This is a genomic window from Aggregatibacter valvarum (assembly GCF_980468985.1).
Window position 1 is genome coordinate 1062440 of record NZ_OZ413141.1, and the last position, 15517, is coordinate 1077956.

The following is a 15517-nucleotide window of genomic DNA, read 5'->3' on the forward strand; positions in this document are numbered from 1 at the left end:
AGCTCATCTGCGCCCTTCTCCCCTAGCTTCACTCCTCTTTTCTGTCTTTTTTGAAAAAATATGTAAGTAATTTGCAGTCGCACCGTCTAACATAAATGAAAGGGTACCATTTTCATTATTTCATCTGTAATAAAGGAATTATTATGAAAAAATCAAAATTAGTCCTGATATTGACCGCACTTTTATCCAGTGCAGCAATCCCGACAAGTGTTATGGCAGAAAATCACGTTCAACCCACCATGGAGAAAAGCAATATGTCTGAAGCAACAAAAGATCTTCACGAGATTTATTTAGCCGGTGGCTGTTTCTGGGGCATTGAGGCTTACATGGAACGTATTTATGGCGTGGAAGATGCCGTGTCCGGCTATGCTAACGGCAAAGGTGACAAAACCAGTTATCAAATGATCGGGATTACGGATCATGCAGAAACGGTAAAAGTGACCTATGATCGCAATAAAATTTCGCTAGATAAATTACTGAAATATTATTTTCAAGTGATTGATCCGACCAGTGTCAACAAACAAGGCAACGACCGTGGCAGACAATATCGCACAGGCATTTATTATCAAGATGCGGCAGATAAGCCACTGATTGAAAAAGAAATTGCCGCACTGCAAGAAAAATACAAAAACAAAATTCAAATTGAAGTAGAACCGTTACGCAATTACGTGTTAGCGGAAGACTATCATCAAGATTATTTAAAGAAAAACCCGAATGGCTATTGCCACATTGATTTGGAGCAAGCCAATAACGTCATCATTGACGAAAAAGACTACCCAAAACCAAGCGATGCGGAACTCAAAGCAAAATTAACCCCGTTGCAATATAGCGTGACGCAAAACAAAAATACCGAACATTCTTTCAGCAATGAATATTGGGATAACTTCAAACCGGGTATTTATGTGGATGTCACTACCGGCGAACCGTTGTTCTCCTCAAAAGATAAATTTGAGTCCGGTTGCGGTTGGCCGAGTTTTACCAAACCAATTGCCAAAGAGGTGGTGACTTATCAAGACGATCACAGCTTTAATATGCTCAGAACGGAAGTCATCAGCCGTAGCGGAAAAGCTCATTTAGGTCATGTGTTTGATGATGGCCCGAAAGATAAAGGCGGTTTGCGCTATTGTATTAACAGCGCCTCCATCAAATTCATTCCATTAGAAGACATGGCAAAGGAAAACTATGGCTACCTGATTAATGCAGTGAAGGAGTAAAAATGTTTGATCAGCAATTATTAATCGGCACGGTTTTCCTTGCCGGGCTTGCCTCCTTTTTGTCGCCTTGTATCTTCCCTATTATTCCCATTTATTTTGGGATTTTGGCGAAAGGCGGCAGAAAGATTCTGAACACCTTTTTGTTCATTGCGGGCTTGTCCTTAACCTTTGTGAGCCTTGGATTTAGCTTCGGTTTTCTCGGCAATTTGTTCTTTAATGACAACGTCAGAATCATTGCCGGCATTATCGTCATTATTTTAGGGATTCACCAATTAGGCATTATCAAGTTGAATTTCTTAGAAAGAACCAAAGTGGTGGAAGTAAAAACCGAAGGCAAAAGTGCCTCCTTTGAAGCCTTCTTCTTAGGGCTAACATTTAGCCTTGGCTGGACACCTTGTATCGGTCCGATTTTGGCTTCCGTGTTGGCACTTTCCGGTGACGAAGGATCTGCATTATATGGTGCAGGAATGATGTTGGTTTATGTACTCGGCTTGGCTACCCCGTTTGTGCTGTTCTCTTTGTTTTCCCAAGAACTGCTCAAACGCAGCAAAGCACTGAATAAACACTTGGGTAAATTCAAAATTGTCGGCGGATTATTAATTATCGTCATGGGCGTTTTACTCATCACCAATAATTTACAATAAAAGGAAATATTAACTATGAAAAAAATCATTGCATTATTCTTACTCGCATTCAGCGTAAATAGCTTTGCCGAAGGAGAAAACACATTGAAAGACGTTCAATTTAAAGACTTAAATAATAACGTGGTTACACTCGATCAAGTGACCACCAAAGGCAAACCGGTTTACGTCAAAACATGGGCGTCTTGGTGCCCGATTTGTCTTGCCGGCTTAGCGGAAATTAACGAACTGAGTGCCGATCAAAGCAAAAACTTTGATGTGATCACCATCGTTTCTCCGGGAGCCAAAGGCGAAAAGGAAACCCAAGATTTCATTGAGTGGTACAAAGGGTTGGATTACAAAAACATCATTGTATTATTAGATGAAAACGGCGAAACCATTAAACGAGGCAAAGTGCGTGGTTATCCGTCCAGTTTAGTATTGGATGCCAATTTCACACTGCAAAAAACATTGCCGGGACATTTAGGCACCGCACAAATTAAACAATTATTTTAAGAAAAAAGCCCTGAGATATCAGGGCTTTCTTGTTTAGAATGACTTGAACCAAGTCTTGATAAATTAGAAACGAATTTCAATAGAACCGGCAACATTACGTCCCGGTGCATAAAAACGCTCTAACCCTTTTCTGTCTTTATCCACGGAGTCGGTTGTACTCACTTTGTTAATCCCGCGTAAGGTATCCCATGTGTGATATTTACGATTCAAGATGTTATACACCCCGGCTCGTAATGTGACATGACGATTGACTTTATAAAAGCCATATAAATCGAATAACACGGCGGAACCATTAAGATAAGGATAAGTTTTAACCTCTCTCACAAAATTTGAAGTATATTGGACAACTTGCGCATCTTTGGCTTTTTTCGCTCCAAGATAGCTCGCTTTGGCATTAATGCCCCAACGTGCATTCGGATCTTCATAACCAACGCCTAAAATGACTTTAATCGGCTGAATAGACAGCAAACTTGCTTCCGTGCCACTTAATTTTCCTTTGGCATAACCAAGATTAGCAAGGAATTTCCAGCCTTGTGGAATTGCCGAAATCACCTGATCTAAGTTAACTTTACTATTGAACTCCAAACCGGAAATCCGTGCGCGATCAATATTGACTGCCTGTTGTGCGATGGTGGTGTAATAAGGTTGCTGACCATAGCTGGCACTATGCGAATTATAAAATTTATTCCATTTTTTATAGGTTGATTCCTGTTCAGTAAGGAAGTTTTTATAGCGGGTATGATAAACATTTAGCCCAAAGAGACCTAATTGATGCGCCGCTTGAATGTGAATAGACTGATTTAATGCCTGTTCAGCTTTTAAATCCGGATTCGGAATCCAGTTACCGGCAGGATGTTCATAAGAAAAATACATTTCAGATGCTGTTGGAATACGGAAACCGCTGGAAACGTTATAACCGACTTTCCAAATATCATTAAGTTGTGCGTCTAGCCCTAATGATCCACTTAGACTTTGAAAGGTATTTGAAGCCGGTTTACGACTACAAGCACGGCAAGTGGCTTTTAAATCCTGTGGTACTAATTCGTCCCAGTCATAACGAACGCCTAATTGACTAGAGAACATATCATTCCATGTAACGCTATCTTGTAATTGAGCAAAAAACGAACGTGTTCTTACCGGATGCTGAATAGATTCGCTATCTTTTGCACTACTGCCCTTATCGTTGGGATATTCATGGTTGTTACGGTTATCAAAATCTTTTTGCGAAATTCCGCTTCTTAATGTGAATTGATGACTTCCCCAAGGGCTTTCCCATGGCATAAGTTCAGCACGTAATGAGGCACGCATAAAACGTGTATTCATATGCGTATCTTGAATTTCATATAAATGCTTTTGCGGTAAAAGTTCTGTAAAATCAGAATTATAGCGTCGTCCGCCTTTATAGTTTTTTGAACCAATATCTGTTTTTTGCCAATCTAAATCGGTTCTTAAATAACTTAACCAACGATTATTTTCCGGAAAATATTCATAGGCTAAATTGGCGTTATAGCGTTTTCCAATATCTTTAGACTCACGCCAAGAACTGAGATTGAGCGTATAAGATTTTTCATCAATAAAATTATCCGCACTTTGACCGTTAAATGACGCACTCACACGATGTGACGGCGTAATAAAATACCCCATCTTTGCTAAATAACTGTGATTTTTATGATGTGACGGATCAGGAATTCCTCTCGCATTGCCGGAGATGTCCTCACCATTGCCACGACTTTTCATCTCATGGCCATTGCGATAAGAATAAAGTAATGTTGCATCAAATTTATCATCTTTATAGGCAACACCTAATGTGTTTGTCCATTCGCGATTTTTACTGGCATAACCATTTTTAAGCAAGACACCCCACTTTTGTTCCGGCAGAATAATATCATCTGCCCCTAAAGTGCGGTAATTTACCGAACCGCCTAATGAACCACTTCCGGCATTGAAAGAATCCGCACCACGCATAATATCAATGCCTTGCACCAATTCAGGATCGATACTCAAACGTGAACTATTAAAATTACCATAACGCGCGTAAAGTGAATTTTCTTCTGAATCAGGTAAATTCACCCCATCAATACTAATACCAACGCGATTGCCTTCAACGCCACGCATCGCAAAGCCTTTATTGCGCCGACCATTATCACTAATGCCGACATCGGTGGCATAACGCACCAAGTCATAATTATCCGAGATCAGCTCTTCTTGAATCACTTTACGTGTCTTTTTGATTTGATTCGCTTTGACTTCAGTCGCATTTCCATCAACGGTAATAGTATCTAATGCGGTTTGTTCTTCTGCATATGCTTGCAAACCTACTAGCACGCATAATGCACCTAAGGAAAGAGGATATTTAAGAGGCATATATTCACCTGAGAGTTAATTAAGTAATACTGCGATAAAGTTTACAAAAATTAGATAAATTTGACAATGCTATTGCAAATTATTCTCATTTTTTGTAGATTATATAGCTGTCTATTTAATCTATAAACTCATTTAAAGGACTTTCCTATGAATAAACTTCAACCCTCAATCATTGCACTCTCTTGTATTATGGCATTAAGTGCGTGTTCTTCCAGTTCAAAAGGCGGTACAGACAATTCTGAACAAATTCGCCAAACCGAAATTGAACTCAACCAAAAAATTGCAGAAGCCAATAAAAAAGCGGAAGATGCCGTGAAAAAGGCGGAAGAAGCAGCAAAAGCGAATAGCCAAAAACAAACTGAATCAGGCAAAAAAGCTGAAGAGGCAACTCAAACAGAAAAACCACAAAGCCAACAAACTGACACAGAGAAAAGTACTGCTCAAGAGACACTGAAAAAAGCGGAAGAGGCTGCTAAAGCTGCACAAGCCAATAATCAAAAGACTGAAGCTGAGAAAAATGCCGCTCAAGAAGCACTGAAAAAAGCCGAAGAGGCCGCTAAAGCCGCACAAGCCAGCAGCCAAAAAACTGAAGCCGAGAAAAAAGCAGCTCAAGAAGCACTGAAAAAAGCCGAAGAGGCAGCTAAAGCCGCACAAGCTAAGAGCCAAAAGACTGAAGCTGAGAAAAACGCTGCACAAGAGGCATTAAAAAAAGCCGAAGAGGCAGCCAAAGCGGCACAAGCCAACAGCCAAAAAACTGAATCCGAGAAAAATGCTGCACAAGAAGCACAGAAAGAGGCTGAAAAACGTTTAAAACAATTAGAAACGTTACAAGCTAATGAAAAATCACGTATTCCGCTCAGTGATAAAATTTTTGGTGGCGCTAGTGGTGAAATGACGGAAACAATCTCCGGCGGCACGTTAGTGGGTAAACAAAATAGCCCTGCCCGTCTTTTAACACGAGATATCCGTGATCTGGCCATCATTGATGAAAATGGCAGAATTGTTGATATCAATATTCTAAGAAGAGCCATCGATGAGTTCGGTGATAAAGTCTATGATCCCTATAATCTCCAAAAAGAAGGCCAAACTATTTTAAGTAATGATAACTTTAAATCCAGTGCATTCGGAACCTATGTTGACAATCTAACCGGCAATCAATACTTCTTTGCCCAAGGTCTGCCGACCGCTGTTGCGCAAATTCCTACTGCAGGTAGCGCTGAATATAAAGGAGGGGCTGTTTATAAGAAAGATGGCGATAGAAATTTCAGTGAGAGAACTGAAATGAAAGCGACCGCTGATTTTGCCAATAAAGTCATTGACATTAATATCATGAAGAAAACCAATGCCGTGCCGGAAATGCATTTTGGCGGTAAAATTACTGCGAATAGCTTTGCCGGTGAGGTAAATGGTATCAAAACCCAAGGGGGATTCTTCGGTGAAAATGCTCAAGAAATGGGTGGATTATTCACCAATGAGGCGGATCAATCTCGCGGTGCATTTGGTGGTATAAAACAATAATATTGCCATAACGCGATCAAAAAAACCTGTGACTGAGAAACACTCAGCACAGGTTTTTTATTATACCTATTGTACGAATGATTAACCTCGATGCGTAATTCACGATTTCATACGTAGCGTGCAACTTGTTGCACGACCAAATCACACACGGAACGTTATTTAACCCTTCCGGACATTCCCGATTTAGCGCGTAGCGTGCATCTTGATGCACGACCAAATCATGCACGGAACGTTATTTAACTCTTTCGGGCATTCACGATTTCATACGTAGCGTGCATCTTGATGCACGACCAAATCACGCACGGAACGTTATTTAACCCTTTCGGATATTCACGATTTCGGGCATTCATGATTTCGTGCAACAAGTTGCACGCTACGATTCTAGATTTTTGGGGGCAGATCAAAAAACACTTCGTTTTTTAACCGCACTTCTTTATTTATTAAACTACTCTGTTGCACCAAATCCGCGTAATCCGACCACATGAACATGTTCGTGATTACCGGAGATTTTACGCACCAGTTTATAGGTGGTACCTTTTTCCGGGCTGATGTTTTCCGGTGCAGCAATCAATAGTTGCATATCCAGGCGTTCGCATAGCTCAAATAAAGTAGAAATGGATTTCGCATCAAGACGAGCCGCTTCATCTAGGAATAATAAACGGCACGGCACGATGTCTTTGCCGCGAATACGACGGCTTTCTTCTTCCCAGCTTTGTACCACCATTAAGAGGATGGACATACCGGTACCGATAGCTTCCCCGGTGGATAATGCGCCGCTTTCTGCGCGTAACCAACCATCTGCGCCACGGTAAACTTCCACTTCTAAGTCAAGGTAATTACGGTAATCCAATAATTCTTCACCGATAGTTTGCGCGGTGCGTTGCCCTACATCAATATGCGGGTTAAGGCGTTGATACAGCTTCGCAATGGCCTCAGAGAAAGTCATGCGGTTGTCACTGAACAGATCTTGATAATCCGACTGATTGCCGGATAACGCATCTAACAACATAGCATGCGTATCCCGAATGTTCACCACTAAACGTACCGATTTCACCTGACCAAAGGCGATATTTTGTAGGCCTTGGTTTAGCATACGAATGCGATTTTGTTCGCGTTGAATGGTTTTACGCATGATATTCGCCACACTTTCAGAACTGATCGCCAATTTTTGTTCACGACCGGTCAATTCTTCCGTTAAGCGGGAAAGCTCGATTTCCATTTGTTCAATTGCATCAATCGGGTCATCGGTTTTCAGAATATCCTGACGAATACGTTCGCGCAGATGTTGATATACGGCGATAAAGAACCGCACTTTATTTTCCGGTTTACGGCTATCTTCCGACAAACGTAAGGCATCACGCAGATATTCGTTATCAGCAACTGCCGTACGCAATGCACCTAGCGCTTTATCCGACATGGAACGTAATTCATCTGCGGATAAATAGGCTAATTCACGACGATTTAAACGTTTTTCTACATCAGAATTACGGGATAAACGAAGCACCACACACCAACTCATTTTCGCCGCCGTCACCAACTCACGCTGGGTTTTATAATCACGTTCTGCTTTACGAATACGGCGAGTCAGATTTTCCGCTTCACTTTCGATAAGGGTGAGTTGTTTTTCAATGTAAGAACGACGTTGACGATTGGTGGAAAGTTGTTGATATAACTCGTCGCGACGAATTTTGGCACGTTCTTCTGCGCCTTCATCAGCACGCACACCCAATTCACCAATTTCTTGCATCAATTCCTGCAACATTTGATTTTTACTGTTGAAAGAACTTTGCAATTGAATCAACACTTGATTGTACTGCGCATATTGCGCTTGAACCTGACGTAATTGTTCGCGCTGAATTTCACGTTGTTGCTGCATTTGTTCTAAACGCGCGCGTAACTGTTCGTTTAATTCAGAGGTTTCCGTTTGTACGCTTTCCGCATAATTGAAATGCGCTTTGCGTTGCACCACATCCGCCAAGGCAAAGACTTTTTGTTGCACTTGTTTTTGTAGCTGAATGGCTTGTTCATAATCGGCTTTTAAGTGCTCGTAATTTTCCGGGTCGCTTTGCAACGTGGTAGCAATCGGTTCTAATTGTGACAACGTGACGCCGTGTTGACGGATAAATAATTCATCCTGCTCTGCCAAATCTAATTGCTCACGGCATTCTTCAATGCGATCAGTTAAGCTATCATCAGCCAATAATGGCAATTGTGGAATTAATTTATTCAACAACTGCATTCTTTCTTTCGCCTCATCTAAACGAAGACGAATTTGCTGCTCTCCAATCACCAATTGATTAAGCTCGCGTTCAATTTCATTACGTTGTTGATTGGTCTGCGCCATCAGTTGTTCCGGATTGGCTTGGAATGCCAAGGCTAAATGCAGGCCAACAAACTGACTGAAATGCTCATGTAAACGCTGACATTTTTGCACGTCAAAAGCACGTTGTGCGTACTGCTCCGCCACTTCCTCACGTTTAGCCTGTAATTCTTCCAAATGTTTTTCACGGGCAGCACGGCCGAACAACGGAATTTCAGGGAATTTGGAATAACGCAATTCACGATCGGACACCTGAACAACCACACCAAGCTCTAACTCTTGCGCGGAAAGTACGCTGTCGTCAAATGCTGCCGGATCGCCCTCGATTAAATACAAATCTTCCGGACAATCTTCCAAATTAGCGAGTTGCTCTTTCACCGCATTCAAATCACGCACCACAATGGCGTGGCGCGCCGGGCCGTATAAAGCGGAGAAATAAGGCGCGTCTTCGATCGGCACATCATCGTATAATTCAGACAGCAACACGCCACCGAAACATTCTGCCAGCACATTCAAACGGGCATCTTCCGAACCATCCGGCTGACTTAAACGGCTAATTTGCTCGTCTAATTGCTGACGTTGAAGTTCTAGCTGGTCGCGTGCCATGGTTAATTCGCGCTCTTTGGTCAGCTGTGATTGCATGAAATTCATCACATCCTGACTGTCTGCGAATTGTTTTCCGCTTTGCTCCTGCAAGCGTTCCAATGCGGCTTGAGCGGTTAACCAAGCTGGCGCTTTACGGGCGTTTTCATCATAAAGTGCGGTCAAATTTTCACGTTTTTGACGTAGCGTTGAACGTTGCTCAACTAGATCAGAAAGTTCGGCAGATAAATCTTCAATTAAGGCTTCTTGATCGCCATAGAACGCTTCCAATTCATCCGCCGTTTCTAAGCTTTGATTCGCACGTTGATTAAAATCGTTTAATAATCTCACCGCACTTTGTTGTTGATTTAAACGTTGTTCTAATTCATGTAACTTAGCACGTAATTGCGGCGTTTGTTGCGCTTGGAGCTTTTGTGTCGGATATTCGCGTAACAATTCTTTGGCACTTTCCCACGCGGCAGAACGTGGCACCTCACCGGCGATTTTACAAACCAATTGATAAGCTTTATCAAATTGCGTTTTCGCCGCCTCGGAAATAGACATTTTTTGCTCTAATTCAAGCACGTTATCCGTCAATGCTTCCGCTTGCGCTTCAAATTCTTCGTGATATGCCTCCACGTTTTTTACCGATAAATCGGCTAATCCGCACAAGGTCTTGGCTTTTTCTAAGGCTTGAATGGCTTGCTGATATTGCAATGCGCGAGTTTGTTGTGCATCAAGAGCTTGCTGATAATCTGCTAATTGGGAACGCAGGTTGTCAACTTCTTGTTCTGTTTGTTCAAATTGCGCCTGACTTTCTTCCAATTGCTCGTTGGCGGTTTCAACCACCATTTTCTGCTCTTCTAAGCGCTCGGTCAGTTCGTTGACATCCTCTTGATAACGAGAGATTTTTTCCTGATGACGCAATGCATTTAATACCAAATTCAGGTGATCAAGCGCGCTTTGGTGATCTACTTCTAATGCTTTTTCATTTTCCGCTAACTCAGCGGCTTCACGACTTAATTCAACCAAACGATGTTGTGATAAATCCTGTTCAGACTTGGCTTTATACCACTCCTGACGGAAATTTAATGCGGTTTCAATATTGCCACGACGCTCGTTGGCATTTCGCATATAGTCCGCCGCCACATAATTAGTGGACTCAGTAATTAAATGTTTAAACAAATCGCGGTCAGCTTGGGTCACTTTAATGGCTTCCAACGTCATGCGGTTTTCACGTAAAGCACTTTCCATGTCTTGGAAGGCTTTTTTCACGCCTAAGTTTTCCGGCAATAAATAATCACGCAAGGAACGGGTAATCGCACTGGAAATACCGCCGTATAAAGAGGCTTCGATCAGTTTATAGAATTTGCTACGGTCTGAAGAAGAACGTAAGCGTTTTGGAATAATCCCCAAATCAAACATCATGCCGTGGTAATCGGTGATGGAATGATATTGTTTAAATTGGGCACCTCCCTGCTCAACTTTGTCTTTGAGTTCATTTAAGGTCAGTACGCGCGCTTGACGTTCGTTAATGGTTTCGGTGAAAAGTGCGGTCGGATTGACAGACAATTCTACGCCTTGAATAGAAAAGGTTTTTAAATCCACTTTTTTATCACGGCCGGCAACCTGTTGCAGACGGACACCGACAATAATCCGTTGATGACGGGAGTTGATGGTATCCAACGCCGCGTAACACACGCCCGGACGCAATTTACCGTGCAAACCTTTATCACGCGAACCACTTGTGGCACCGGCTTCCGTGGTGTTACGGAAGTGCAATAAGGTTAAGTCCGGAATCAACGCTGTCACAAATCCAGCCATGGTGGTAGATTTACCGGCACCGTTACCACCTGAAAGTGTGGTCACCAATTCGTCTAAATCAAAGGTACGGGCAAAGAAACCGTTCCAGTTGATGAGTGTTAAAGAACGGAACTTACCGCGTTCTACCCCACTGTTTTGGTTAAAGATGACCGGCGCGACATCAGAGGATGCTATATCCATTACTTCATTTTCCAGAGATAATTCTTCAGTCATTATTCTTGTTCCTCTTCTACGAATTCGTCTTCAACGTCAGTCTCGTTTTCACTGCTTTCTGTATCACGTTGTAATGCGGCTTTTTCAGCTTGTAAAGATTGTGGCGTTGCGGCTTCACCATCGCGAATTAAGCGTAATTGTGCTTCAATCGGATCATCTCCGACACGCACTTCTGCGCCAAAACGGAATACCGATTCAGAAATGGTAAACTTGCCGCTGTTCGGTTCGCCTACGGTATAAATCATGCCTAAACGACGCAAACGACCGATTGCCGCACGCACTTTTTCTGCTAATTTTTGTTTATCCAAATCGGAACCACTGGAACGTTGATTCACCGCTTTCAGTAACTTGCCTTCATCCGCTAAATTCAGTAACTCGTCATACACTTCCTGAGTACTAAAAATGCCTTGTTGAGCTAGTCGCTCCGGGCTTAAATACAAATAACACAACACCTTACCCACTAACATTTCCAATTCCGTTAACACAGAACGGGCAATGAGTGTTGTCGCTTTCGGACGCAAATAGAAAAAACCTTCCGGCGCACGAATCAGTTCCACGTTATAACGACGATAGAACAGATCCAGTTCCGTTTGAAAATCAAGTAAAAAGGCGTGGTTGTCTAACTGTTCTGTACTAATATGTTTACCGGAACGCAACTGGCTGTCCACCGCCGGAAATAACGGATTGGCAATGGCAACTGCCAATTTTGGGGAAATTACTTCAAGGTTATTTTCTGTCATGTTGTTTCTCTGTTTTGGGGTTATTCGTTATTTTCTACTAATGTCATGGCGAGTTTTTTCGCTCCTTTGAAATCCACTTTGCCGCTTGCCAACGTTGGGATTTCATCTACTTTAAAGACAAAAGACGGTTGCATTAACGGCGGTATAGCTGAGTTTTTTAAGATGTTGATGACCTCATTAATGTCTAATTCGGTTTTTACTAAAAGCACCACAGCTTCGCCTTTTTTCTCATCAGGTACATTAGCGGCAGTGAACTGTACATCGTCATTTAAGACTTGTGCGATTTGCTCTTCCACACTGCCTAAACTGATCATTTCGCCCCCTACTTTAGCAAAGCGGGAATAACGGTCAACAATGGTAATAAAACCGTTTTCATCAATATGTCCTTTATCGCCGGTTTTGTAATAACGCACACCGTTGATTTCGGCAATGACATCCGCAGTTTTCTCCGCATCGTTTAAGTATCCTTTCATCACTTGCCCGCCGCCAATTAAAATTAAACCGTCTTCGCCTGTTGCCAATTCCTGCAAACTTTCCGGATCAACAATTTTAATGATGGTGCCCGGCAACGGTAAACCGACGGAACCCTGCTTATTGAAAGTGAGTTCTTTTAAGGTTTCTTTTTCTAAAATATTCGGCATATTCACGGCAGCAACCGGGGCGGTTTCCGTCGTGCCGTAACCCTCATAAATCTCTAAGCCGAATTTCAAACGAAATGCTTCTTTCACATCGGTTTTCAGTTTTTCTGCACCGGCAACTACCATGCGAACGTTCTGGAACATCAGCGGATGCAGTTTTTTATTCTTAATATAAAGACGGAAGAACGTTGAAGTGCCGAATAAAATACTCGCGTTGTGTCGCGCTGCCATTTTCCCAACAGTTGCACCATCCGTCGGATCGGGCACGCTGACCATTTTTACGCCTTCACATAGTGGAAGTAACGTTGTCACAGTTAAACCGAAAGAATGGAAAATCGGTAATGAGTTTAAAATCACATCATCTTTTCTGAAGTTTAATAAATCACTGATTTGACGGATATTGGTCAGCAGGTTTTTATGAGTCAATTCAATGCCTTTCGGTTCCCCTTCACTACCGCTACTAAACAGGATAGTTGCCGTGTCATCCAGGCTCACATCAGCAAAATTAAGCAACTTAATCCAGCTTGCAGGCATTAAAAGTGCGGTCAAAAATGCCAACGTTTTTTGTGTCTTGCTAACGGCTTTGCCTAATTCTTCCATCATCACCGCTTTATCTGCTAATAACGCCTGATAATCAAAGCCTTTACCGCTTAATTTAGTGAGAAATTTTTCAGAAGTGATCACTTGTTGAATATTGGCTTTTTTCAGTGCCAATGCCATGCTTTGTTCGCTCAGGGTATAATTTAGATTTACCGGTACCTTGCCGTTCACAAATAACACCATATTCACAATGGCACCCATAGCAGAGCTTGGCAACAATACGCCGACATTTTTTTCATTCGTCAGGGTTTGTTTAAATAGCTTACTGAAAACCAACACTGCGCTGATAAATTTGGCATTGGTAAGTTCGGTCCCCATACTATCGGCAACGCATTCACGCAATAAATTACCTTTCGCCATATCCAACCAATAATGAGTTAATGGTTGTTGGCGTGCAATAAAGTTTTCCCAAGAGGAAAAAGACAACTCCACCACTTTCTGTTTCATGGCAACGTGATCGATAAACTCACGAATGGGTTTACCGAAAGCAACGATAATATCGCGTTTGCCGCGCTGTTTAGTGAGTTCCTTATAATGCGCATCAGCTCGAGAGAAACTCGACCCCCATAATCCCCGCAAATAGAACGGCACAACACAGACATCTTGCCATTCTTTAATGCTAAGCTCATAACCACGTTGAAATTCGTTAATTTGACCGTTATAACTGATATGCCCTTCCGGGAATAAGGCGACCACTTCGCCGTTTTCTAAATATTGGCGAATGGTTTCGATACTTTCCTTGCTGGAGCCCGCGCCAATCGGAATCACCTTAAAGAACTTGAAAATCCAAGTGAGATACCATTTGTTATAAATACCACGATACATCACAAACTTAATGGCACGTGGGCTGGCAGCTTGTAAAACTAACCAATCAATCCAACTGATATGGTTACCTAACAATAACACGCCTCCGCTTTGCGGTAAGTTTTTCAAACCTTCAACATGGAAGCGATAACCGGTTTTTAAAAAGACTAATAAAAATAAACGGGTGAATAGATGCGGCACTTGTAAAATGGCATATAAAGATCCAATAAAACAGACTACAGCAACAAATATGAATAAACCGGTAGTTGAAATATTCGCATACACAAAAGCGATGCTGAGCGACAAGAAGCCAATCATCGCAATGTTTTGCACGAAGTTATTACCGGCAAGGATTTTGCCCATGCTTGCTTCCGGCGCGAAGAATTGAATAGTGGCATTCAATGGCACAATCAATAAACCGCCGAATAAACCGAAACAGAACGAACAGAAACTAATAATGACAACGCTACTGGAAGACGCTAAGAAAAATAAAGATAAGCACATGCCTAATGCCCCAAAGGGAACAATACCCAATTCAATATGGTATTTCGACATGGCGCCGGCAATGTATGAACCCAAAATTAACCCAATGCCGCTGATGGCTAAAATCATTTGAATGACTAATGCGTTGTCGTCATTAAACAACATTTTATAATGTGCAGGGAATGCAGCCACAATAACTTGAGAAACACCCCAGAAAATACTTAACCCGATAATGCTCAACCAAATATTTTTATCTGAACGCACTAGTTTGACGTTTTCTTTTAAATAGCTTAACGAGAAATATTTTTTAGCACTAAATTGCGTTTTTTCTTCACTTTCTGCCGCTGAGAAGAATGGGAGCTTAAAAGCAAAAATAACTTCCAAAGCACTAAAAATAACGATAAGAAAACCAATGAAATAAATACTGGAAAGAATGTCTGATGGATTATCACTTGCGACATAAATAACTTCAAAAATATACGAAAAAGCAAAGGAACTAAATAAAATCGCTACAATGGTTAAGGCTTGAATCATCCCATTCGCTGCCCCCAAATGCTCCGTACCAACGATAGATTTGATAATCCCATATTTAGCCGGAGAATAGACCGCACTTTGGGCCGACAAAATCAGCGTTAAAATAAAAGCAATTTCAAAAGCACCGGCTAAATAACTTAGAAAAATCGCAAAAGAAATGAATACACCAACAATGGCAGCATAGCGAATGACTTTAGTATGAGAATATTTGTCGTTAATAAAACCAGCAGGAGAAAATAAGAATACAAACGGCAATAAGATCATTGCATTGACTAATGCGGTTAATACCACCAAGGTATCACCATCAAAACTTTTGAGAAGCACATTTTGAATAGTGATTTTATGTGCCAAATCTACACTGGCATTTAGAAATGCAATGGCTAGATAAGGTAAAAAACCTCGGATTTTCAGTAATTCTTTCATAATGTTTCCGTTATTGTTTTAATTCTCGTTTTTGTTTTTCTAATAAAAATGGTATCTCATCACCATTCCAATCCAGTGGGGATTTCACGATTTCACAAAATTCGACATTTTTTCAAATTCGTCA

At 41.6% G+C, this 15517-nt stretch carries 8 protein-coding genes; 4 read left to right on the top strand and 4 right to left on the bottom strand.

Translation table 11 applies throughout. From position 1 onward, the window contains the following. Nucleotides 1-143 precede the first annotated feature (143 nt). From msrB to AC30SF_RS04900, 3 genes are read left to right on the top strand one after another with little or no spacing between them, the layout of a single operon-like run. Entirely contained in the window at nucleotides 144-1214 is a 1071-nt protein-coding gene (gene msrB, locus AC30SF_RS04890; protein ID WP_315542730.1) for a peptide-methionine (R)-S-oxide reductase MsrB, read from the top strand. A 2-nt stretch (nucleotides 1215-1216) separates the two neighbouring features. After that, a complete protein-coding gene (locus AC30SF_RS04895) occupies nucleotides 1217-1858 on the top strand; it encodes a cytochrome c biogenesis protein CcdA (RefSeq protein ID WP_021616234.1) in 642 nt (213 codons plus the stop codon). A 15-nt stretch (nucleotides 1859-1873) separates the two neighbouring features. Beyond that, on the top strand, nucleotides 1874-2350 hold the full coding sequence (locus AC30SF_RS04900) for a redoxin family protein (protein WP_376922493.1): 477 nt from the start codon (nucleotides 1874-1876) through the stop codon (nucleotides 2348-2350). Between the two features lie 63 nt (nucleotides 2351-2413). On the opposite strand, the gene AC30SF_RS04905 is transcribed toward AC30SF_RS04900, so the two are convergent. After that, nucleotides 2414-4714 carry a TonB-dependent hemoglobin/transferrin/lactoferrin family receptor gene (locus tag AC30SF_RS04905; protein ID WP_489607743.1) on the bottom strand — a complete coding sequence of 767 codons (2301 nt, stop codon included), beginning with the start codon at nucleotides 4712-4714 and terminating at the stop codon, nucleotides 2414-2416. A gap of 147 nt (nucleotides 4715-4861) precedes the next feature. Here AC30SF_RS04905 and AC30SF_RS04910 point away from each other — a divergent pair, with 147 nt between their 5' ends. Beyond that, complete coding sequence (locus tag AC30SF_RS04910) at nucleotides 4862-6232, top strand: transferrin-binding protein-like solute binding protein (protein WP_489607744.1); 1371 nt, start codon at nucleotides 4862-4864, stop codon at nucleotides 6230-6232. 445 nt (nucleotides 6233-6677) lie between these two features. Here the strand turns inward: AC30SF_RS04910 and mukB are convergent, their stop codons facing one another. The 3 genes from mukB to AC30SF_RS04925 are packed head-to-tail and all read right to left on the bottom strand — an operon-like array spanning nucleotide 6678 to nucleotide 15393. Beyond that, complete coding sequence (mukB, locus tag AC30SF_RS04915; RefSeq protein WP_489607745.1) at nucleotides 6678-11171, bottom strand: chromosome partition protein MukB; 4494 nt, start codon at nucleotides 11169-11171, stop codon at nucleotides 6678-6680. Beyond that, nucleotides 11171-11911: a chromosome partition protein MukE gene (mukE, locus tag AC30SF_RS04920; protein ID WP_489607746.1), complete on the bottom strand. Its 741-nt coding sequence runs from the start codon at nucleotides 11909-11911 to the stop codon at nucleotides 11171-11173. The genes mukB and mukE overlap by 1 nt, the downstream gene beginning before the upstream one ends. Nucleotides 11912-11931: 20 nt before the next feature. Continuing rightward, entirely contained in the window at nucleotides 11932-15393 is a 3462-nt protein-coding gene (locus tag AC30SF_RS04925; protein WP_489607747.1) for an acyl-[ACP]--phospholipid O-acyltransferase, read from the bottom strand. Nucleotides 15394-15517 lie beyond the last annotated feature (124 nt).

Excerpts from the sequence above, each read along its gene's own strand:
- mukB (WP_489607745.1), bottom strand. The coding sequence starts at position 11,171 with ATGACTGAAGAATTATCTCTGGAAAATGAAGTAATGGATATAGCATCC.
- AC30SF_RS04900 (WP_376922493.1), top strand. The coding sequence starts at position 1,874 with ATGAAAAAAATCATTGCATTATTCTTACTCGCATTCAGCGTAAATAGC.
- AC30SF_RS04905 (WP_489607743.1), bottom strand. The coding sequence starts at position 4,714 with ATGCCTCTTAAATATCCTCTTTCCTTAGGTGCATTATGCGTGCTAGTA.
- AC30SF_RS04895 (WP_021616234.1), top strand. The coding sequence starts at position 1,217 with ATGTTTGATCAGCAATTATTAATCGGCACGGTTTTCCTTGCCGGGCTT.
- mukE (WP_489607746.1), bottom strand. The coding sequence starts at position 11,911 with ATGACAGAAAATAACCTTGAAGTAATTTCCCCAAAATTGGCAGTTGCC.
- AC30SF_RS04925 (WP_489607747.1), bottom strand. The coding sequence starts at position 15,393 with ATGAAAGAATTACTGAAAATCCGAGGTTTTTTACCTTATCTAGCCATT.
- AC30SF_RS04910 (WP_489607744.1), top strand. The coding sequence starts at position 4,862 with ATGAATAAACTTCAACCCTCAATCATTGCACTCTCTTGTATTATGGCA.
- msrB (WP_315542730.1), top strand. The coding sequence starts at position 144 with ATGAAAAAATCAAAATTAGTCCTGATATTGACCGCACTTTTATCCAGT.